The sequence below is a fragment of the Blautia sp. TF10-30 genome, from assembly GCF_003481245.1.
GTDB classification, from domain to species: Bacteria; Bacillota; Clostridia; order Lachnospirales; family Lachnospiraceae; genus Fusicatenibacter; species Fusicatenibacter saccharivorans.
Genome location: NZ_QUKM01000011.1, coordinates 55,682 through 75,527, shown reverse-complemented (window position 1 = coordinate 75,527; position 19,846 = coordinate 55,682). Strand labels below are relative to the sequence as shown.

The following is a 19,846-nucleotide window of genomic DNA, read 5'->3' as shown; positions in this document are numbered from 1 at the left end:
ACACGCCCCTCTTGTGCAAACGCTGTCGTTACATCGTATGGAAACGCGCAAGCGCAGATTCCAGTACTGCCTCTTTTTCTTTTAATTCCCAAAGGCGCTGTGCTGCCTTTTCACTGGAGTGATCCGAAAGCTGGCGGATCAGCGTCTGGTTCTGCTCCTGCTGTTTCAGAAGGTATTCCCTCAGCACCGGATTTTCCTTTTCCAGAAGGCGCGGTCCATAGAAAAGCTCCTCCGCCTTCAGATTCTCCTTTTCCCCTGGCACTGCCCGCAGAATCGGATAATATTTTCCATCCTCCTCTACAAAATTCTCCTGTGCAAGGAAAAATCCGTGTTCCAGAAGCCATGCACGCACGCGGTCGATATCCGACTGCGGCTCCAGGATCAGCTCCCGAAAACCGGACAGCAGCGGCTCACCTTCGCTTAAAATTCTTATGGTAAGCCCGCCGCCCATGCCCGCGATGAGAAGAGAATCACCCTCTCCCGCACGCAGGGCATGGAGTCCGTCGGAAAGTCTTGTTTCTATGTAGTCCCCCATCTGGTACTGCGCAATATGCTCCCTGGCCCGCTCCAGCGGTCCGCGGTTCACATCCATGGCGATTGCGGAGGAAATCTTCTTCTGTTCCAGCAGCGCAATCGGCACATAGCCGTGATCTGTTCCCACATCGACCAGGCAGCCGCCCGGGGTGACAAACTCCGCTACCGCGGAAAGTCTTTTTGATAACTGCATTTTCCTGTCGTCCTTTTCTTCCTCGCAGATTAGTCCAGGTAATCTTTCAGCTTTCTGGAACGGCTCGGATGGCGCAGTTTACGGAGCGCTTTCGCCTCAATCTGACGGATACGCTCTCTTGTAACGTTGAACTCTTTACCAACCTCTTCGAGGGTTCTCGCACGGCCGTCATCGAGTCCGAAACGGAGACGCAGAACCTTCTGCTCACGGTCAGTCAGCGTGCTTAACACATCCTCGAGCTGCTCTTTCAGCATGGTGAATGCTGCCGCGTCTGCCGGTACCGGCACATTGTCGTCCTGGATGAAGTCACCGAGGTGGCTGTCCTCTTCCTCACCGATTGGTGTCTCGAGTGAAACCGGTTCCTGGGAGATTTTCAGGATCTCACGCACACGCTCTACAGACATGTGCATCTCCTCTGCGATCTCTTCCGGAGTAGGTTCGCGGCCTAACTCCTGCAGTAACTGACGGGAAACGCGGATCAGCTTGTTGATGGTCTCTACCATATGAACCGGAATACGGATCGTTCTCGCCTGGTCTGCAATCGCTCTTGTGATTGCCTGGCGGATCCACCATGTTGCATACGTAGAGAATTTGTATCCCTTGCGGTAATCGAATTTTTCAACCGCTTTGATGAGGCCTAAGTTACCTTCCTGAATCAGATCCAGGAACAGCATGCCGCGGCCGACATAACGTTTTGCAATGGAAACAACGAGACGAAGGTTGGCCTCTGCCAGACGTTTTTTCGCATCCTCATCGCCCTCTTCCATTCTCTGTGCCAGCTTGATCTCTTCCTCTGCGGAAAGAAGCGGCACTTTACCGATCTCTTTTAAGTACATGCGGACCGGGTCCTCAATGCTGATGCCTTCCGGAACGGAAAGGTCGATGTTTTCCATATCGATCTCTTCTTCCTCGGAAAGGTCGATGTCATCGTCGTCCAGAAGGAGAAGATCGCGGTCTGCCGCATTTGGATCCTCGGTCATATCGGAGAGGCGCAGTACGTCGATACCGCTTGCCTCCAGGTATTCAAATACCTTCTCCATCTGCTCCGCATCCAGCGGCATATCGCGGAAAAAGTCGTTGATTTCCTGATATTCCAGGACGCTCTTTTTCTTTTTGCCGTATGCTACCAGCTCTTTTAATTTTTCCATAAATTTTGCTTTATCGAACTCCATTGACTGTCCATCCTTCCATAGCTTGTATATATTCTGTCCCTGCCCTGCGAAATTAAACACGCAGAACAGAAGATTCCAGGGTTTTTCTTTGGTATCCAGGCCTCCTTAAAAAGCGAAATCCGGAAGTTCCCCTGCTTTCCACCGCTCCAGGCTCTTTTTGTCCGCCATCAGCTTCTGCAGCGCCGCCATATCGGTCACATTCATATGTGCCGACTGATACGCAATGCTGTTTTCTTTCATATTGCAGATCACATCATGCAGCGCGCGCCGTTTTTCCTCCTCTGTCTCCAGCGGGATTCTGGCATTAAAAAGGCCTGCAACTTCTTTCTGCTCCTCGGAATCAACAAACTGATTCAAAAGCTTTGCCGGATTCACCCCGCCCTCGTGATACTGCAGCACAATCATCTCTGCAATCTGGCGGTAAAGAGGTGTGGTAAAATCCTCCGGCGTAATATATTTTTCCAGTTTTCCAATGAGCGCCGGATAAGAGGTCATCCATGTCAGCATCAGCTTCTGTGCTTTTTCGACACCGCCCTCTTTCTCTTTTTTGTTTGCGGCTGTATTCCGCGGCTTGACACGCTCCGTCCTTCCGGCTCCTGATAGTGCCATCTGACCGACCTGCTTTCGCAGTACTTCGACGGCAATCCCGTATTTTCCTGCCACTGCCTCAAGATAACTGTTCCGCTCGATCTCATCCTCGATTGCAACGAGACGACGCACCGCCTCATGCAGGAAATCGGATTTGCCCTGCGGGTCGGCAAGGTCGAAATCGCGTTCCTTCATGCGGATCTCATACAAAACGCTGTTCTCCGCCTCTTCCAGACGTTTTTCGAACGCTTCGCAGCCCTCGTGCTGGATAAACTCATCCGGGTCCTTATACGGTCTCAAATTGACGACACGCGTTGTAAGACCAACCCCTTTGAGCATCGGAATCGCACGAAGCGCCGCTTTGACGCCTGCCTCATCGCTGTCATAGATCACAAGAACCTCGTCGGTATACCGTTTCATCAGCCCCGCCTGCAGCGATGTGAGTGCTGTTCCAAGAGAAGCTACCGCGTTATTGAATCCTGCCTGGTGCATGGAGATGACGTCCATATAGCCCTCGCAGATAATCAGATTTTTTCTCCGTGAAGAGCGCGCCAGATGCAGCCCGTAGAGATTGCGGCTCTTATCGAAAATCTTTGTCTCCGGCGAATTCAGGTATTTCGGCTTTCCATCCCCCATCACACGGCCTCCGAAGCCGATGACACGGCTGTTGGCATCCATGATCGGGTAAATGACACGGTTCCAGAACTTGTCCTGCATGCCATGCACCTCGTCCGCCAGAAAAAGGCCCGACTGACGCAGGATTTCATCGTCATACCCTTTTTCTTTTAAGAAACGGTACAGCAGGCTTCCATACTTATCTGAATAGCCAAGGCCGAATTTTCGAATCGTATCATCCGAAAGGCCGCGCCCCTTCAGGTAATCGTAGCCCTGTTTTCCGCGTTCGGTGTGGAGCTGGTAATAATAGAATTTCGCCGCCTGTTTGTTGATTTCCAGCAGCGTGTTCTTTAAATCCGCCTGCTCCTTTGCTTCTTTCGAATACTCCATCTGCGGAAGCTCCACCCCGGCCCGGTCGGCCAGAAATTTCAAGGCTTCCACAAACGTGAAGTTTTCGTATTCCATCAAAAATGTGAAAACATTTCCTCCGGCTCCGCATCCGAAGCAGTAATACATCTGCTTTCCTGGGCTGACGGAAAAGGAAGGGGACTTCTCATTGTGGAAAGGGCAGAGCCCGAAGTAAGAGCTTCCTCTTCTTGTCAGCTTTACGTAGCCGGATATCACATCTACGATGTCATTTTTCATACGAATCTCTTCCACTAAATCATCGGAATATCGCATTTTTTCCTCCCTGTATCTAATAAACCGCCCAGGCTTTCGGCACGAACAGCTCCTCGTATTTGTGCATGGAATACTGATCGGTCATACCGGCAATGTAATCGCATACTACCTGTGTCTTGTCCTCGCCGCACCCGATCAGATTCCGGTACTCGCGGGACATCTGTTCCGGGTGCTCCTGGTAGTAGGTGTAGAGGGAAATCAGCATCTTTTTTGCCTTCTCCTCCTCTTTTTTCGCCTCCGGGTTGCGGTAGACGTTCGCGAACATCAACTCCCGCAGCATGCGCATGCCCTCGGCAATCTCCGCCGACTGGCGCACATACTCCGTTCCGCGGCTCTGCTCCACAATGTCGTGGATCAGCGTATTGAGCCGCTCGCGGCATGTATCGCCAAGGACGACGCGGATCGTAATCGGGATGTCATCCTCGCTTAAAATGCCGGCACGGATGGCATCGTCCATATCGTGGTGGATGTAGGCGATCTTGTCGCAGAGACGCACAACCTGTCCCTCCAGGGTCGACGGCTTTCCCGCCGTGCGGTGGTTCAGAATTCCATCCCGCACTTCCCAGGTCAGGTTCAGGCCCTGTCCTTCCTTTTCTAGAACCTCCACGACACGGACGCTCTGTTCCGCGTGGCGGAAGCCCCCGGGATGCACCGCATTGAGCGCCGCTTCCCCGGAATGGCCAAACGGCGTGTGTCCGAGATCGTGGCCAAGCGCAATGGCTTCGGTCAGATCCTCATTCAGATTCAGCGCCCGCGCAATCGTGCGGGCAATCTGGGACACCTCGAGTGTGTGCGTCAGGCGGGTCCGGTAATGATCGCCCTGCGCAGCAAGAAACACCTGTGTTTTGTCTTTCATCCTGCGAAAGGCTTTGGAGTGGAGAATCCGGTCCCGGTCTCTCTGGTAGACGGTGCGGATGTCACACTCCGGTTCATATCGGTCCCTTCCTCTGGAATTCCGGCTGTGCGCCGCATAAGGACTCAGCTCCTGAAATTCCCGTTCTTCAAACGATTCTCTCAAGTTCAAACGAAGACCACCTCTTTCCCGGTAATATGCCTGTAACAGTTCTTTTCATTGTCCTCCTATTTCCTATATTCGGTGCCCGATTCCGATTTCCTTTTTTATTTTTCAAATTTTTCAAATTTTTTCAAAAAAAGTGTTGACGGCTTACAACTCTGGTGCTATAATACATCTTGTCGTCAGCGAGATGACAAAAACTTAAAGAACATGCGGAAGTGCTGGAATTGGCAGACAGGCCAGACTAAGGATCTGGTGGTCATTGCGATCGTGTGGGTTCAAGTCCCATCTTCCGCATGAAATTTAAAAAACTACATAACATGCGGAAGTGCTGGAATTGGCAGACAGGCCAGACTAAGGATCTGGTGGTCATTGCGATCGTGTGGGTTCAAGTCCCATCTTCCGCAGAATGAAAACCCTTGTGCATGCAAGGGTTTTTTCCTGCTCAAAAAAAATCAGAGGAAATTCCTTTCCGGATCCCTCTGATTTCTTATTTTTCTTTTTTTCAGAATTTTCTCTGCAATTTCTGTTTTTACAGGTTCGGTCTTACAATCTTCGGTGTATAGCCAGCCTCTTCCAGTGCTTTGACAATACGGTTCTTGTGATCGGTGCCGAATGCCTCCATTGTGATGCGGAGCTCTACTGCAGCACTTCTGTTCGTTGTGAAGAACTGGTTGTGGTCCAGTTTGATGACGTTTCCGTTCTCGTTTGCAATCACCTGGGAAACGCGTACCAGCTCGCCTGGTTTATCCGGCAGAAGAACGGATACAGTAAAGATACGGTCTCTCTGGATCAGTCCGTTCTGGATCACGGAAGACATGGTGATGACGTCCATATTTCCGCCGCTTAAGATCGAAACAATCTTTTTGCCCTTGACATCCAGATGCTTTAATGCAGCCACAGTCAGAAGACCGGAGTTCTCAACGATCATCTTGTGGTTTTCTACCATATCAAGGAATGCTACGATCAGCTCATCATCATCCACAGTAATGATCTCGTCCAGGTTCTGTCTTACATACGGGAAAATCTTGGATCCCGGTGTCTGTACTGCAGTACCGTCTGCAATTGTGCTGACAGGAGATACGGTCGTTACCTCGCCTTTTTCAAAAGAAGCCTTCATACAGGCTGCTCCGGACGGCTCAACACCGATGACTTTGATGTTTGGTTTCAGCAGCTTTGCCAGTGTGGAAACACCGGTAGCCAGTCCGCCTCCTCCGATCGGAACAAGGATATAATCTACGAGCGGAAGCTCCTGAATCACTTCCATAGCGATGGTTCCCTGGCCGGTTGCAACGGTCAGATCATCAAACGGGTGAATAAAGGTATAGCCATGCTCTGCTGCAAGCTCGTATGCTTTTGCACATGCCTCATCGTACACATCTCCGTACAGAACAACCTCAGCGCCGTAGCTCTGGGTACGCTCTACTTTGATGAGCGGTGTGGTAGTCGGCATTACGATGACAGCCTTTGCACCGTAGCATTTTGCCGCATACGCAACGCCCTGTGCATGGTTTCCTGCAGATGCGGTGATCAGTCCTTTTGCGCGCTCCTCTTCACTTAAGGTGCTGATTTTGTAATAGGCACCGCGCAGCTTATAGGCGCCGGTCAGCTGCATATTTTCCGGTTTTAAGTAGACTTTATTTCCCGTCTGCTCGCTGAAATATTTGCTGTAAACCAGTTTGGTCTCCTGTGTTACTTTTTTTACGATTTCAGACGCTTCCTCAAATTTCGGGAGTGTCAGCATTTCTTCTGCCATAGTCTTTTCTCCTTGTTGTCTTTTTAAGCATTCTCTTCGGATGTATGGAACAGTGCATTTACAAACTGGTCTGCATCAAATTTCTGTAGATCGTGGATGCTCTCGCCCACGCCGATGTATTTGACCGGAATATCAAGCTCGGACTGGATGGCAACGGCGATACCGCCCTTTGCAGTTCCGTCCAGCTTCGTCAGAATGATACCGGTGACATTTGCCACTTCTGCAAACTGTCTTGCCTGCTGCAGCGCATTCTGGCCCGTGGTACCGTCCAGCACCACCAGCGTTTCCAGGTATGCCTCTGGGTACTCTTTTTCCAGAATCCGGTAAATCTTGTGGAGCTCTTCCATCAGGTTCTTCTTGTTGTGAAGTCTTCCTGCCGTATCACAGATCAGCACATCCGCATTTCTGGCTTTTGCCGCTGCGACTGCATCGTACACGATGGACGCCGGATCTGCTCCGTTCTGTCCGCCGATGATATCCACGCCAGCACGGTGCGCCCACTCCGTGAGCTGCTCGCCTGCCGCTGCACGGAACGTATCTGCTGCCGCAAGAACAACCTTTTTGCCCTGATCCTTCAGAAGGCCGGCCAGCTTTCCGACGGAGGTCGTTTTTCCGACTCCATTGACACCGATCACCAGCACTACCGATTTCCGGTTTTCAAATTCATAGGCTGTATCGCCTACATCCATCTGTTTTTTGATGCTCTCGATCAGAAGCTGTTTGCACTCTGCCGGATCGGTAATGTGTTCTTCTGCCACCCGCTCTTTTAAGTGGTCAATAATTTTGGTCGTTGTATTGATGCCGATATCTCCCATGACGAGAATCTCCTCGATCTCCTCATAAAAATCGTCATCAATATTGGAATAGCCGCTGAAAATAGAATCAATTCCAGCTACAATGCTGTCTCGGGTCTTCGTCAGACCGTTGACAAGACGTTTGAAAAAGCCTACTTTCTCCTCCGCCATACCGTTCGCCTCCCTTTATCTTTTCTATCTTACTTCTTTCGTATTGTATCTTATTCGTTTCTATTTGTCCAGTTCTCCCTCAATCAAATCGACAGAAACAAGGGTAGAAACACCCTTCTCCTGCATCGTGATGCCGTACAGACGGTCTGCCGCCGTCATCGTACCGCGCCTGTGGGTGATGACGATGAACTGGGTATTTTTTGTCAGCTTGTGCAGATACTGCGCAAAACGCGTTACGTTGGAATCGTCGAGCGCCGCCTCGATCTCGTCAAGTAAACAGAACGGGGACGGCTTTAAGTTCTGGATTGCAAAAAGCAGCGCAATCGCGGTCAGTGCCTTCTCGCCTCCGGAGAGCTGCATCATATTCTGCAGTTTCTTTCCCGGCGGCTGGGAAATGATGCGGATACCTGCCTCGAGTACATCCGTGTCCTCCTCGAGCTCCAGCGTTCCCTTTCCGCCGCCGAACAGCTGGCGGAACACGCGGTCAAACTCTTTCCGGATCTCCTCGAATTTTTCCGTGAACTGCTTGCGCATACCGGCATCCAGCTCATCGATGATGCCCTGCAGTGTCTCTGCCGCTTTGACAAGATCGGTGTGCTGTGCATCGAGAAAGGCGTGGCGCTCCGAAATCTCTTTGTACTCCTCAATCGCATTCACATTGACAGAGCCAAGCTTCCGGATCGCATCTTTTACTTCCAGCACACGCCGCTTTAATTCACTGCGCTCCGGAATCTCCTCCATCTGGAACTCTCTTGCGTGGCCCGGTGTCACTTCGTACTCTTCCCAGAGATACGAGGTCTGTGCCTCTTTTGTCTCCTCCAGCTTTTCTTTCTGGCTGTTCAGACGGAAGCACTCTTTGTCCATTAGGGAAATCTGGTCGGAGAGCTGATCCCGCTTCTCGAAAAATTCTTTGTGATCTGCGCTTAATGCTTCTTTTTTCTCCTGCAGTTCCACAATCCGGCGGTCTTCCTCTTCTTTTGCCTGCACTGCTGCTGCAATCGTCTTCTGGATCTCCACGATGTCCTGCTGTTTCCTTTTGACATCGTCTTTTTCCTCCGCCGCTTTTTCCAGCATGGTGCGGCTTTCCGCTTCCAGTTTTCCCGTCTCTTCCTCAAGACGGCGGATGTTCTGGGCAAGGAATCCATCCTTCTGGGACAGATTTGCGTAATTTAACCGGATTTCTTCAAGATCCTTCGTATATTCTGCTTCCCGGCGGCGAAGCCCTGTAAGCGCTTCCTGCGCCTTCTGGATATTCTCCTGCAGCGTGCTTTCCCGCTCCACCGATTCCTGCATTTCCTGACCGATGACTTTCCGGTTCCGCTCAATCTCGGCGATCTGATTTTCAATCTCGAGACTCTCCTTCTGAAGCGCTTCAAAATCCAGACGGATTTCCGTCTTTTTCTCGCGCGCTTTTTCCAGATTCAGGCGCACCGTATTCTGCTCGATGTACTGCCGCTGCAGTTTTTCATTCAGCTCGGTGCGGAGATCGCGGATTTCATTCCGCTTATTTTTCTTCTCTTCAAGTTCCTGCTGGATTTCCCGCAGTTCCTTCGCAAGACCCTGTACGCTCTTTTCGAGTTCCTCAATCTCACGCCGTCTTCCGAGCAGATTGCTGTTGTTCCGGAACGAACCTCCTGTCATGGAACCGCCCGGGCTCAAGAGCTCGCCCTCGAGGGTTACCATGCGGAGCGTCTGACGGTATTTCCGCTGGATCACAATGGCATGGTCGATCGTGTCGACCACCAGCGTTCTTCCAAGCAGCTGTGCCACAAGGCCCTCATACACCGGGTCGTACGAAACAAGTGCATTTGCCACACCGAGCACACCGGTTTCTCTTGCCGCATCCTCATTCACCTGCGCTTTTTTCCCGCGCATACTGGTGAGCGGAAGGAACGTCGCACGGCCGAAATGGCCCCGTTTCAGGTATTCAATCAGGTATTTCGCCGTGGCCTCATTGTCGGTGACAATATTCTGAATGCTACCGCCAAGTGCGGTCTCGATCGCCGTCTCGTACTTTTTCTCCGCCTGCAGAAGATCCGCCACAACGCCGTGGATGCCGGGATTCCGGTCTTTCTGCTCCATGACCTTCCGAATACTGTTTCCATAGCCGTCGTACCGCTCGGTGATGTTCTTTAAGGATTCGAGCCTTGACGCTTCTCTGTGGTAATTGGTCTGGCCGGCTTCCATCTCTTTCGTCTGGTTCGAGAGATCCGCCGTCAGCGCGGTAATCTTCTGATCTGCCTCCTGGTACTGCTGTTTCAGGCTGCTTACCGTCTCTTCGAGCGCTTCAAACGCGTTCTGCAGTTCTTCCATCTGCCCGTTCTGTTCGGACTCACTCGTCTTTAAATGCAGCACCCTCTGGCTTAATTCTGCCTTTCGGATGCCGATCTGCTCGAGCATCGCATCGTAGCGCTGCATTTTTCCCTTCGTGGAACCCCGCTGGTTCAGAAGGCCGATGACTTCGCTCTTATCCTGTTCACTCTGCAGCTCGACTGCCTGGATCTGCTCCTGGCATTCCGAGAGAGCGGCCTCTTTCTCACTCTTTTCCGTCTCTGACGCAAGAAGTGCTTCATGAAGCCCGTCCTTTTCTGCCTGATATGTATTTTTTTCTGCCGTCTTTGTGCGGCTCTCCGCGCGGATCGCCTCCAGACGTTCTCTTAATGTGTCGCTGTTCCTCTCCGATGCATGAATCTGCTCATTCAACACCTCGATCTGGTTTTCGAGCTGCTGACGTTTCAGTGCATTCTCCCCCGCCTGATCGCGCGCAGAAAGAATCGTCTGGTCCAGTTTTTCCTGCTCCTGTTCCAGCTTTTCATACTCCTGCTTCGTATGCTCAAAAGCCTCTTTCGTGCTCTTTAACTGCTCTTCTGTAATCCGGTACCGGTCTTCTACTTTCGCGAGATCGTTCCGGATGCGCTCCATCTCGAGCAGAAACATATTGATATCGAGGAGCTTTAATTCCTCTTTCTTCTTTAAATAAATCTTTGCCGTCTCAGACTGGCGTTCCAGCGGCTCTAACTGCCTTGTCAGTTCCGAGAGAATGTCGTTGACGCGCACCAGATTCTGCTGCTCTTCCGCCAGCTTCTTTTCGGTCACGGCCTTCCTTCTCTTGAATTTGACAATTCCTGCCGCTTCGTCAAACAGCTCCCGGCGCTCTTCCGGCTTACCACTTAAAATCTTATCAATCTGACCCTGTCCGATGATGGAATAGCCTTCTTTTCCGATACCGGTATCGTAGAACAGCTCGTTGATGTCCTTTAACCGGCACGATGCGCCGTTCATCAGATACTCGCTCTCACCGGAGCGGTAGAGCCGTCTCGTCACCGTGACTTCCTCGAAATCGACATTCAGCTTGTGGTCGGAATTGTCGAGTGTAATTGCAACCGACGCGTAGCCGAGCGGCTTTCTCGTCTCGGTTCCGGAGAAAATAACATCCTGCATATTTCCGCCGCGGAGCTGCTTGGCGCTCTGTTCGCCGAGCACCCAGCGCACCGCATCGCCAACATTGCTCTTTCCACTGCCGTTCGGCCCTACAACGCCGGTAATACCGTCGTGGAACTGCAGAATGGTTTTGTTGGCAAACGACTTAAATCCCTGCATTTCAATGGATTTGAGATACATAATTCACCTACGCTTTTTTTCTGGCAAGAATTGCATCGTATGCCGCTGCCTGTTCTGCCGCTTTTTTCGTTCTGCCCTTTCCGGTACCGAGCGCTTTCTTTCCGACGCTGACCTGTGCCCAGAAGCTCTTGTCGTGATCCGGTCCCTCTTCTTTTAAGATGGTGTAAACAATCTCTTCATCCGTCTCACCCTGGATCAGCTCCTGCAGAATCGTTTTGCTGTCGTAGAAAAGCTGTTTGTGTTCGATATCGTTTAAGATATAGTTCAGAACGAACGCTTTTGCCGGTTCAAAGCCGCCGTCCAGGAAAATCGCACCGATCGTTGCCTCCATAGCATCCGAAACGATGGAATCGCGGTGACGGCCGCCGGTTGCCTCCTCGCCCTTTCCAAGGAGCAGAAAGCTGCCAAGGTCAATCTCACGGGCACAGAATGCCAGTGCCGGTTCACAGACGAGGCTGGCGCGTTTTTTCGTCATCTCGCCCTCCGGGAGACGCGGGAATGTCTTGTATAAAAATTCGCTGGATACAACTTCCAGCACGGCATCTCCTAAGAACTCCAGACGCTCGTTGCACTCCAGGCGCTCCATATGGTGCTCATTTGCGTAGGAAGAATGGCGCATCGCCATCTCCAGCAGTCCGAAATCCTGAAATTTATACTGGATCTTCTTTTCCAAATCCACGAGTTTATCAATATTATTCATAACCTGTTTTAAGCCTGTCCTTCCTCATAGTTACCGTTTGCAGGTGTTCTGCGGACGGTAACAAAGGGGCTGTCCTGTAGCAAACAGCCCCTTCGCCATTTTCTATTATTCTGCCAGTTTCTTTTTGATCGCTTCCACCGCATCCTCAACCGATACGATGTGCTCTGCTTCTTCTGCTTCGATCTGGATATCAAATTCTTCTTCAATTCCCATCACAATCTGAAATACATCCAGGGAATCCGCTCCCAGATCATCTGTAAAGGTTGTCTCCATGGTTACTTCATTCGGATCTACGTTTAATACATCCGCAATGATCTCCTGTAATTTCTCAAATTCCATCTTTCGCTGCCTCCCTGCTGCTCTTATAGTCTGCCAGATGCTCCTGCACTTTCTGCGGAATCTTCTCCTCGCTAAATGAAATGCACTGGAGAATGGAATTTTTAAATTCGTTGGCTTTTGAGCTTCCGTGCGTTTTTACAACGAGTCCTTTTAAGCCAAGCAGCGGTGCTCCGCCGTACTCACTGGCATCAAAAGACTTCAGTGTCTCTTTCAGCGCCGGTTTCACAAGAAGGGCTCCGATTTTACTGCGCAGAGATGTCATCATGCCCTGTTTTACCTTGGAAATCAGGGTCGCGCCGACGCCCTCATACAGCTTTAAGATAACGTTTCCGACAAACGCCTCACAGACAACAACGTCTGCGGCTCCGTTTGGAATTTCTCTTGCTTCGATACTGCCGACAAAGTTGATATACGGGTTTTCTTTCAGAAGCGGATACGTCTCTTTGACGAGCGCGTTTCCTTTTTCTTCTTCCACACCGATATTCACGATTCCCACACGCGGATTTTTAATGCCGACAACGTGTTCCATATAGATGGAACCCATCATGGCAAACTGCACCAGATGGGACGGTCTTGCATCAACATTCGCACCGCAGTCGATCAGAAGGGATACACCGTCTTTCGTCGGGATCAGCGGAGCCAGCGGCGGGCGCTCTACGCCCTTGATGCGTCCTACGATCGTCTGTCCGCCGACCAGGACTGCTCCGGTGCTTCCGGAGGAGACAAACGCGTCTGCCTCTCCGCAGCGCACTTTTTTCATGCCGACAACGATCGAAGAATCTTTTTTGTGGCGGATCGCATTGACCGGCGGCTCTCCCGTCTCAATGATCTCGGTTGCCGGAACGATCTCAACCCGCTCCTTCGGGTACGTATATTTCTGCAGTTCTTTTTCGATGACATCCACCTGGCCGACCAGCTGGACTTTGACACGTTCATCTGCGTTTACGGCCTCAACGGCGCCTTTTACCGGCTCCACAGGCGCATAATCGCCGCCCATCGCGTCCACTGCAACTCTGACTAAGTCACTCATGTTTTTTCCTCTTTTCTCTTTTCTAAAGCGCGTTTGAAAACTCTTTTTCTTTCAAAAAACCGTTTTCAACCACGCTCTAAAAGCACTCATGCAAGTGCTGTATTAACTATACTAAACTCCTTTGCAAAAATCAAGCACAAATGCCCATCCGCGCTTTCTCCTGTATTCCAAAAAAGCGGGTGGATTTATCTTTCCAAAATCCACCCGCTCTGTTTTATCTTATTTTTCTTAAGAAACCTTGACTCCGCTCGAATTCATCTCATGACCGTCTATGGTTGTATTCCGTGCCATGACACCGGTATCCGGATCCAAATAATATTCCTCACCATCCTGCGTGAACCAGCCGGTCTGCATCTGACCGTTGTCCGCCAGATAATACCATTCTTCTCCGCTCCAGTACCATCCTGTCACCATGTATGAATTTTCATCAAACACGTACCAGTAGCCGTCGATATTCTGCCAGGTATTGGTTGCATAGCTTCCATCATTATTCTGATACTGCCATCCGTTTTCATTCTGAACCCATTTCCCTGCCGGAATTACCGTAACTTCTGTTACTGTACTCGTCGCCATGGAAACGGTATTTCCAACCGTGTTTGTTGCCACAACGTAATAGTAATCTTTGCCCTCCGCCGAAGTATCGACCTGGTATGTCACTTCTGTTGCGCCTTCAATCGGCGTTCCTCCGCCGTTGGAATTTACGTTGTTCTTATACCACTGATATGTTACTGTGCCTTCTCCCGTTATTCCTGCCTCACAAGTCAGCTTTCCAGATGTATTTCCAACGGGAATCTGCAGGCTCTCCACCGGATTTACCGAAAAAACCGGCTTTTCCAGATTGGCATCTACATGAACAGCATCGCTGTCCTCTTTTGAAATATCTACACTGGCCGAAGACGAAACCGTCGTCTCAGTTCCCATCATTTTATCCATCAGACTGTCTGTGGAACATCCTGAGAGGAATACTACACTGCACATGCATGCTGCCAGAAATATGATTCGTCTATTCTTCATATGCTTTGCACTCCTTTTTTATAATTGTTACGAAAATGTTGCAATATTGTTTCAATTCTCACCGAGACCATTATAGCACATCACGACACACCACGTCAAATCTTTTATATGACGCTTCCAGACAACCCGCAGAGACAACAAAAAAGCCCCCGGTGACGGGAGCCTTTTGCTGCATTGCACATCGGAACTGATTCCGATTTATGAATATTAGTCCATTGCAACGACTTCTTTTTTGTTGTAAGAACCACAAGCTTTGCAAACTCTGTGCGGCATCATAAGAGCACCACATTTGCTGCATTTTACAAGGTTCGGAGCAGACATTTTCCAGTTTGCTCTTCTCTTATCGCGTCTTGCTTTGGAAGATTTATTCTTAGGACAAATGGACATAGTTACACCTCCTTAAATTTGCTGAATATATCTTTGATTGCAGCCATTCGGGGGTCTAGCCCTGTGGTATCACAATCACAGGTCTGAATATTCAGATTCGCACCACAACGGCTGCAGATTCCTTTACAGTCATCTTTACACAGCACTCGAATCGGCCATTGGACTATGAGCTCATTACGAACCAGTTCTTCCACATCGAGCTCGTCTCCCTCCACAAACGAAGAGTCCTCTTCTTTTTCCTCGCGTTCTTCCTCTGACAGATTCAGATCAATCTGCAGATCGAACTCGAGCTGGAATGGAGTCGCTACCGGTGTCAGGCATCTTGCACATGGAATCTCCATTGTAAGGTCTGCGCTGCCGGTGATCGTGATCACACGATTGCCTTCATGCGTAAGGCCAAGGATAACAGGATGTTTTTCGATTACCCGATAGTCCTGCCCGCCGATCGAAAAAGTTTCGGATGTAAGCGGAATTTCATACTTTTCGGACTTTCCGTCCTGCGCAAATAACTTGGTCAGACTGATTTTCATATTGTTCTCCTAATCACACTTTACCAATTATACCCGGGAAGGTAAGAATTGTCAACTGCTTTTTGAATTATTTTTTATTTTCCTTTTACTAACTCTACAGTCTCCTCGCAGATTGCGATTTCCTCGTTGGTCGGGATCACGCATGCTGTAATCTTGGAGCCTTCTTTGGTGATGATCTTCTCAACGCCGCGGCAGTTATTTGCCTCAGAATCGAATTCCAGACCCATGAACTCAAATGCTTTGCAGATGGTCTCACGAAGTGGAATAGCGTTCTCTCCAAGGCCTGCGGTGAAGGTGATCACATCTACGCCGCCCATAGCTGCGATGTAGGAACCGATGTATTTGATAATGCGGTAAGCGTATGCTTCCAGACAGTTGATGGCATCCTGATTACCTGCCTCTGCTGCTGCAGATACATCACGGTAATCGCTGGAGATGCCGGTCATGCCGAGCATACCGGATTTCTTGTTCAGAATGTTCAGAACCTCGGATACGGTCAGGTTCTCTTTGTTGCACAGATACTCAACAAAAGCCGGATCGATATCTCCGGAACGGGTTCCCATGATCACACCTTCGAGCGGGGTAAGGCCCATGGAGGTATCTACACATTTGCCGTTCTTTACAGCGGAAAGGGAAGCACCATTTCCCATATGGCATACGATGATCTTCAGATCGTTGTAGTCTTTGCCAAGGAACTCTGCGGTTCTCTTGGATACGAATTTATGAGAAGTTCCGTGGAAGCCGTATTTACGGATTGCGTATTTCTCATAGTACTCTTTCGGAATACCGTACATATATGCTTTCGGAGGCATGGTCTGATGGAATGCGGTATCAAATACTGCTACGTTTGGAACGCCCGGCATCAGTTTCATGCAGGCATTGATTCCCATCAGGTTTGCCGGATTGTGCAGAGGACCAAGGTCAGCGCACTCCTCGATAACTTTGATTACTTCGTCATCGATGATAACAGAGTTTGTGATCTTCATTCCGCCGTGCAGAACGCGGTGTCCGATGGCATCTACTTCTTCCAGGCTCTTAATGACGCCGCTCTTCTCGTTTACCAGAGCGTCCAGAACCATCTGGATTGCCTCTACGTGTGTCGGCATTGCTGCTTCTGTTACCTCTTTTTCGCCGTTCTTTGGCTCATAAACGAGGCGTCCGTCGATACCGATTCTCTCACAGAGTCCTTTTGCCAGGACGTCACGGTTATCGTAATTGATCAGCTGGAATTTCAGAGAGGAACTTCCGCAGTTTACTACTAATACGTTCATTTCTAAATTCTCCTATTTTAAAAGTCTTATTAAAACTTCTGGCCGGCCTGTTCTCCGCAGCCGGCCAGAAAACCGCTTGTAATTGGTTTTATTTCGTGCTTACTGTGCCTGGCACTGTACAGCAGTGATTGCTACAACACCAACGATATCCTCTGCGGAGCATCCACGGGACAGATCGTTGACTGGAGCTGCGATACCCTGCGTCATTGGGCCGTATGCTTCTGCTTTTGCCAGTCTCTGTACCAGTTTGTATCCGATGTTTCCGGCATCCAGATCCGGGAAGATCAGAACGTTTGCTTTTCCTGCTACTTTGCTGTCCGGAGCTTTGGATGCACCTACGCTCGGAACGATTGCTGCATCAAGCTGCAGCTCGCCGTCGAGAGCGAGATCCGGGTTTGCTTCTTTTGCAATTCTGGTAGCCTCAACAACTTTGTCTACATCAGCATGTTTTGCACTTCCTTTGGAGGAGTGGGAAAGCATAGCAACTCTTGGCTCGTTTCCGGTCAGCATGCGGTAGGACTCTGCGGAAGACTCTGCGATTGCAGCCAGCTCTTCCGGATTCGGGTTCTGGTTCAGACCGCAGTCACCGAATACGAATACACCGTCATCGCCGTACTCGCAGTCCGGAACTACCATCAGGAAGAATGCGGATACGAGTTTTGTGCCCGGTTTGGTCTTTAAGATCTGCAGGCATGGACGAAGGGTATTTGCGGTAGAATGGCAGGCACCGGAAACAAGTCCGTCTGCATCTCCCATTTTAACCATCATAACGCCATAATATGTATAGTCATTCAGGATGGTCTCTCTTGCTTTCTCCGGAGTCATGCCTTTCTTTGCACGAAGCTCTACCAGCTTATCTACATAAGCCTGTGTTTTCTCGTTTTTCTCTGGATCTACAATAGTAGCTTTGGAGACATCCAGTCCCTCGCTGCCTTTCTTTACTGCCTCTTCGCTTCCGATGATGATCAGATTTGCAAGGTCCTCTTTCAGGATCTGTGCAGCAGCCTCATATGTTCTTCTGTCTTCTGACTCTGGCAGTACAATTGTTTTTTTGTCTGCTTTTGCTCTTGCTTTAATTGTGTCAATAAATCCCATGATCTTTTGACTCCTTTCGATAAATTTACTCGATATTCTCATTGTAGTACGCTTTTTGCCCTTTCGCAAGTATAAAATTCAAAACAACTGGACAAAAAATCCAAAACGGAGGAATTCTTGCATTCCTTTTCTGTTTTTGTTACGATAGGGCTATGTGATCCGCGGTTCCTCTCTGTTTGGAATCGTGCTATTTTTTTCGAAAGAAGGTACGTTTTATGACCATTACCGCAGTCATTGCAGAATATAATCCTTTTCATAACGGCCATGCTTATCAGCTGGCAAAAGCCAGGGAACTGACCGGGGCGGACTATCTTGTCGTGATTATGAGCGGCGATTTCGTCCAGCGCGGCGCACCTGCGATTCTTGACCAACATGACCGTGCGGAGCTGGCGCTTCTTGGCGGCGCGGACCTTATCTTACAGCTTCCGTGTCACTTTGCACTCGGCAGTGCACAGCATTTCGCACGCGGGGCGGTATCGCTTCTTACTGCGCTTGGCTGCGTCGATTTTCTCTGCTTTGGCAGTGAATATGGAGACACGGCGCCGTTTCTGGAACTCGCTGATGTTCTGCTCCACGAGCCGGAGGAATACCGCGAGCTGCTCTCCGGTCTGCTTCGGAACGGACTTTCCTTCCCGACGGCGCGCGCACAGGCACTTTCCGCTTATTTTTCTGACAGCGCTTCCTTCTCTTCGCTTTCAAAAGAAGAACTTGATACCTTTTTAAAAGAACCAAACAATATTTTAGGCATTGAATATGTCCAGGCACTTCTGCTGTCACAAAGCCGCATTCGGCCGGTAACGATCCGCCGGGAGGGCAGCGGCTACCACGAAGGAGCGCTTTTCACACAGGCACTCCCTTCTGCTACAGCAATGCGGAATCTTCTTTTTTCCAATCCGCATAAGGATCCGGAACTGTCCGCGCTCGCCTCCTGCATGCCGGAAGCAGTCTATCCCGCTTTCCAGGACGCCGTCACCGCACACGGCCTGCTTTCCAGCGATGATTTCAGCCTGCTCCTCGCCGCGCGGCTCCTCACAGAAACGAAGGAATCCCTTTCCTCTTATCTTGATCTTTCGCCGGATCTTGCCAACCGCATCCTCCGCCAGCGCCACGCATGCTCCTCATTCTCGGAGTTCGCCCTGCAGCTCAAAACAAAAGAGATGACCTACACCCGCATCAGCCGTGCCCTGATGCATCTGCTTCTGAACCAGAAAACATTGTACCCGGCCGGCTATAACCGTGTTCTCGGTTTCCGAAAAAGTGCCGGTGCATTGTTAAAAGAGATTAGAAGACGTTCTTCTCTGCCGCTCATTGCCAAGGCAGCCGACGCCCCGCGGCTTCTTACCGGCGATGCACTTGCCGCCTTTGAGAGCGATATACAGGCCTCTCTTTTTTACGAGACTGTCCGTTCTCACAAAACAGGGACACAGTTCGTCCATGAATACACAAAAAAGCTGGTTCTGTTATAGAACCAGCTTTTTTCCAGCAGCAGCATCATCTGCTGCTGTGGAACTGTATAGTCCTCCACAAACAGGAAAACATTTTTTGTATCTGCACTTTCTCTTGTAAAGTCAAACTGCATGAAACGCATCTCACCATTCAGTATAAAATTGATCATAACATGATGCATGATGTGTTCTGCTGTTCCCTGTGTGATTGCTTCCATCGTCATCTGCTGTTTTATCCGATTAAGATCATCTATATTGCCAGATGCATAACGCATGAGTATCTTCAAAATCAATGTACAGGATTTCTATATAATGATTTTTAAGAGCTTTTTCATATATTGCAGCCTGAACCGCTTTCTCCAACAACTGAATTCCTCCTTGTTTTCTCATGTACTATTAATGCTTCATAGCACTCCCGCTATAAATTACTTTCATCAGTAATTCCACATCAACAGGCTTAGCAACATGTTCATTCATCCCTGCTTCTTTTTCCCTTATTCTGTCCTCCGTGAACGCATTTGCTGTCATTGCAATGATCGGTATTTTCTTTGCATCCTCTCTGTCCAGAGACCTAATCATCTTTGTAGCTTCATAACCATTCATGACCGGCATCATAATGTCCATAAGAATGACATCAAATTCACCAGGTTCACTATTTCTGAACAGTTCAACAGCTTCCTGACCATCCCATGTTTTTGTCACGTCGGCACCTTTTTTCTTTCAGGAAATCCTCTCTTAGCTGCCCGCCGTTTTCTGTTTCCATTTTAATATTTGTACTCATTTGTCTGGCACTTTCAATGGCACGGAGGAGACTTTTGGATTCCGAAGATTCATTATAATGGGTGTAGTGGAACACTGCACTTTCACATAGTTTACAATCTCCACCATTCTTTTC

General features: G+C 49.7%; 18 protein-coding genes and 2 tRNA genes. 3 read left to right on the top strand and 17 right to left on the bottom strand.

Annotation, left to right across the window (positions count from 1 at the left end):
• Window positions 1-28: 28 nt before the first annotated feature.
• From DXD02_RS11020 to DXD02_RS11005, 4 genes are all read right to left on the bottom strand, one after another.
• Window positions 29-727: a tRNA (adenine(22)-N(1))-methyltransferase gene (locus DXD02_RS11020; protein WP_022462740.1), complete on the bottom strand. Its 699-nt coding sequence runs from the start codon at window positions 725-727 to the stop codon at window positions 29-31.
• A 29-nt stretch (window positions 728-756) separates the two neighbouring features.
• Complete coding sequence (rpoD, locus tag DXD02_RS11015; RefSeq protein WP_055228389.1) at window positions 757-1,899, bottom strand: RNA polymerase sigma factor RpoD; 1,143 nt, start codon at window positions 1,897-1,899, stop codon at window positions 757-759.
• Window positions 1,900-2,004: 105 nt separating this feature from the next.
• On the bottom strand, window positions 2,005-3,783 hold the full coding sequence (dnaG, locus tag DXD02_RS11010) for a DNA primase (protein WP_055228390.1): 1,779 nt from the start codon (window positions 3,781-3,783) through the stop codon (window positions 2,005-2,007).
• 16 nt (window positions 3,784-3,799) lie between these two features.
• Window positions 3,800-4,807, bottom strand: a complete 1,008-nt coding sequence (locus DXD02_RS11005; protein ID WP_055218880.1) for a deoxyguanosinetriphosphate triphosphohydrolase — start codon at window positions 4,805-4,807, stop codon at window positions 3,800-3,802.
• Between the two features lie 203 nt (window positions 4,808-5,010).
• On the opposite strand from DXD02_RS11005, the gene DXD02_RS11000 reads away from it, so the two are divergent.
• Window positions 5,011-5,095, top strand: a tRNA-Leu gene (locus DXD02_RS11000).
• Window positions 5,096-5,120: 25 nt separating this feature from the next.
• Window positions 5,121-5,205: transfer RNA gene (locus DXD02_RS10995), tRNA-Leu, on the top strand.
• Window positions 5,206-5,330: 125 nt separating this feature from the next.
• On the opposite strand, the gene ilvA is transcribed toward DXD02_RS10995, so the two are convergent.
• From ilvA to pta, 11 genes are all read right to left on the bottom strand, one after another.
• Window positions 5,331-6,542: a threonine ammonia-lyase gene (gene ilvA / locus DXD02_RS10990; RefSeq protein WP_055219017.1), complete on the bottom strand. Its 1,212-nt coding sequence runs from the start codon at window positions 6,540-6,542 to the stop codon at window positions 5,331-5,333.
• 35 nt (window positions 6,543-6,577) lie between these two features.
• A complete protein-coding gene (gene ftsY, locus DXD02_RS10985) occupies window positions 6,578-7,519 on the bottom strand; it encodes a signal recognition particle-docking protein FtsY (protein WP_022462735.1) in 942 nt (313 codons plus the stop codon).
• Between the two features lie 60 nt (window positions 7,520-7,579).
• Window positions 7,580-11,140, bottom strand: a complete 3,561-nt coding sequence (gene smc, locus DXD02_RS10980; protein WP_117805082.1) for a chromosome segregation protein SMC — start codon at window positions 11,138-11,140, stop codon at window positions 7,580-7,582.
• 7 nt (window positions 11,141-11,147) lie between these two features.
• Window positions 11,148-11,840 carry a ribonuclease III gene (rnc, locus tag DXD02_RS10975; protein WP_055228392.1) on the bottom strand — a complete coding sequence of 231 codons (693 nt, stop codon included), beginning with the start codon at window positions 11,838-11,840 and terminating at the stop codon, window positions 11,148-11,150.
• 105 nt (window positions 11,841-11,945) lie between these two features.
• Window positions 11,946-12,179 carry an acyl carrier protein gene (gene acpP, locus DXD02_RS10970; protein WP_117802558.1) on the bottom strand — a complete coding sequence of 78 codons (234 nt, stop codon included), beginning with the start codon at window positions 12,177-12,179 and terminating at the stop codon, window positions 11,946-11,948.
• Complete coding sequence (gene plsX, locus DXD02_RS10965; protein ID WP_117802559.1) at window positions 12,169-13,209, bottom strand: phosphate acyltransferase PlsX; 1,041 nt, start codon at window positions 13,207-13,209, stop codon at window positions 12,169-12,171. Before plsX ends, acpP begins: the two co-directional genes overlap by 11 nt.
• Window positions 13,210-13,437: 228 nt before the next feature.
• Window positions 13,438-14,223 (bottom strand): hypothetical protein, encoded by a 786-nt coding sequence (locus tag DXD02_RS10960; RefSeq protein WP_055218872.1) that lies wholly within the window; start codon window positions 14,221-14,223, stop codon window positions 13,438-13,440.
• A 207-nt stretch (window positions 14,224-14,430) separates the two neighbouring features.
• Window positions 14,431-14,610, bottom strand: a complete 180-nt coding sequence (gene rpmF, locus DXD02_RS10955) for a 50S ribosomal protein L32 (RefSeq protein ID WP_022462729.1) — start codon at window positions 14,608-14,610, stop codon at window positions 14,431-14,433.
• A 2-nt stretch (window positions 14,611-14,612) separates the two neighbouring features.
• Window positions 14,613-15,140, bottom strand: coding sequence for a YceD family protein (locus tag DXD02_RS10950; protein ID WP_055267341.1), 528 nt, complete (start codon window positions 15,138-15,140; stop codon window positions 14,613-14,615).
• Window positions 15,141-15,214: 74 nt separating this feature from the next.
• Window positions 15,215-16,411 carry an acetate kinase gene (locus tag DXD02_RS10945; RefSeq protein WP_022462727.1) on the bottom strand — a complete coding sequence of 399 codons (1,197 nt, stop codon included), beginning with the start codon at window positions 16,409-16,411 and terminating at the stop codon, window positions 15,215-15,217.
• Window positions 16,412-16,510: 99 nt separating this feature from the next.
• Window positions 16,511-17,506, bottom strand: a complete 996-nt coding sequence (pta, locus tag DXD02_RS10940; RefSeq protein ID WP_022462726.1) for a phosphate acetyltransferase — start codon at window positions 17,504-17,506, stop codon at window positions 16,511-16,513.
• A gap of 215 nt (window positions 17,507-17,721) precedes the next feature.
• Between pta and DXD02_RS10935 the strand changes: the two genes are divergently transcribed.
• Window positions 17,722-18,972, top strand: coding sequence for a tRNA(Met) cytidine acetate ligase (locus tag DXD02_RS10935; RefSeq protein ID WP_117805083.1), 1,251 nt, complete (start codon window positions 17,722-17,724; stop codon window positions 18,970-18,972).
• On the opposite strand, the gene DXD02_RS15645 is transcribed toward DXD02_RS10935, so the two are convergent.
• Both DXD02_RS15645 and DXD02_RS10925 read right to left on the bottom strand, forming a co-directional pair.
• Window positions 18,915-19,226, bottom strand: a complete 312-nt coding sequence (locus DXD02_RS15645) for a hypothetical protein (protein WP_147342484.1) — start codon at window positions 19,224-19,226, stop codon at window positions 18,915-18,917. The two genes, DXD02_RS10935 and DXD02_RS15645, sit on opposite strands and share 58 nt — an antisense overlap.
• Before the next feature lie 121 nt (window positions 19,227-19,347).
• A complete protein-coding gene (locus DXD02_RS10925) occupies window positions 19,348-19,653 on the bottom strand; it encodes a response regulator (RefSeq protein ID WP_416388356.1) in 306 nt (101 codons plus the stop codon).
• Between the last annotated feature and the right edge of the window lie 193 nt (window positions 19,654-19,846).

Bases quoted from the DNA above. Each gene is read 5' to 3' on its own strand.
- DXD02_RS10960 (WP_055218872.1), bottom strand. From the start codon at position 14,223: ATGAAGAATAGACGAATCATATTTCTGGCAGCATGCATGTGCAGTGTA.
- dnaG (WP_055228390.1), bottom strand. From the start codon at position 3,783: ATGCGATATTCCGATGATTTAGTGGAAGAGATTCGTATGAAAAATGAC.
- smc (WP_117805082.1), bottom strand. From the start codon at position 11,140: ATGTATCTCAAATCCATTGAAATGCAGGGATTTAAGTCGTTTGCCAAC.
- DXD02_RS10950 (WP_055267341.1), bottom strand. From the start codon at position 15,140: ATGAAAATCAGTCTGACCAAGTTATTTGCGCAGGACGGAAAGTCCGAA.
- rnc (WP_055228392.1), bottom strand. From the start codon at position 11,840: ATGAATAATATTGATAAACTCGTGGATTTGGAAAAGAAGATCCAGTAT.
- DXD02_RS11020 (WP_022462740.1), bottom strand. From the start codon at position 727: ATGCAGTTATCAAAAAGACTTTCCGCGGTAGCGGAGTTTGTCACCCCG.
- pta (WP_022462726.1), bottom strand. From the start codon at position 17,506: ATGGGATTTATTGACACAATTAAAGCAAGAGCAAAAGCAGACAAAAAA.
- ftsY (WP_022462735.1), bottom strand. From the start codon at position 7,519: ATGGCGGAGGAGAAAGTAGGCTTTTTCAAACGTCTTGTCAACGGTCTG.
- rpmF (WP_022462729.1), bottom strand. From the start codon at position 14,610: ATGTCCATTTGTCCTAAGAATAAATCTTCCAAAGCAAGACGCGATAAG.
- plsX (WP_117802559.1), bottom strand. From the start codon at position 13,209: ATGAGTGACTTAGTCAGAGTTGCAGTGGACGCGATGGGCGGCGATTAT.
- ilvA (WP_055219017.1), bottom strand. From the start codon at position 6,542: ATGCTGACACTCCCGAAATTTGAGGAAGCGTCTGAAATCGTAAAAAAA.
- acpP (WP_117802558.1), bottom strand. From the start codon at position 12,179: ATGGAATTTGAGAAATTACAGGAGATCATTGCGGATGTATTAAACGTA.
- DXD02_RS10935 (WP_117805083.1), top strand. From the start codon at position 17,722: ATGACCATTACCGCAGTCATTGCAGAATATAATCCTTTTCATAACGGC.
- DXD02_RS10945 (WP_022462727.1), bottom strand. From the start codon at position 16,411: ATGAACGTATTAGTAGTAAACTGCGGAAGTTCCTCTCTGAAATTCCAG.
- rpoD (WP_055228389.1), bottom strand. From the start codon at position 1,899: ATGGAGTTCGATAAAGCAAAATTTATGGAAAAATTAAAAGAGCTGGTA.
- DXD02_RS15645 (WP_147342484.1), bottom strand. From the start codon at position 19,226: ATGCGTTATGCATCTGGCAATATAGATGATCTTAATCGGATAAAACAG.